This window comes from Thermomonas alba, from assembly GCF_022419205.1.
Classification (GTDB): Bacteria; Pseudomonadota; Gammaproteobacteria; order Xanthomonadales; family Xanthomonadaceae; genus Thermomonas; species Thermomonas alba.
Window position 1 is genome coordinate 1 of the sequence record NZ_JAJOZU010000070.1, and the last position, 518, is coordinate 518.

At 70.3% G+C, this 518-nt stretch carries 1 protein-coding gene; it reads right to left on the minus strand.

Annotated features, from left to right (window positions below; genetic code table 11):
- Positions 1-518 (minus strand): PhoX family protein (locus tag ML342_RS11800; RefSeq protein WP_240127204.1); only part of this gene is annotated, 518 nt, incomplete at both ends.

The following is a 518-nucleotide window of genomic DNA, read 5'->3' on the forward strand; positions in this document are numbered from 1 at the left end:
TCGGTCAGCGCCACCGTGGCGCCCTCGTGCACGGCGCGGCCGAGCGCCGTGCGCTTGATCGGCGTCATGGTCGGATCCATCGGGTCGATCTCGACCACCCAACCGAAGCGGTTCGGTTCGTTGGGGTGCCTGGTGGCGTCGAAGCGCTCGTCGAACTCGTGCCAGCGATAGCCCCGGCCGCCCTTGGTCAGGCCCCAGCGCTTGCCATGCGCATCGGGCTGCTCCGGGCCGTGGAAGTAGTGGATGAAGTTTTCCTCGCAGGTCAGGTAGGTGCCCCAGGGCGTCTCCCCGTGCGCGCAGTTGTTGAGCGTGCCCAGCACGCGCGTGCCGGTCGGGTCGGCGGCGGTCTTCATCAGCGCGTGTCCGGCCGCCGGGCCGCCGATCAGCATCGGCGTGGTGGCGGTGATGCGGCGCGCGTACTTCGACGGCAGCACCTGGCGCCAGCCGTTTGCGCCGGCTTCGATCTCGATGATCGACACGCCGTGCGCGGCCTGCGCCTTGCGCACCTTCTCGGCGCT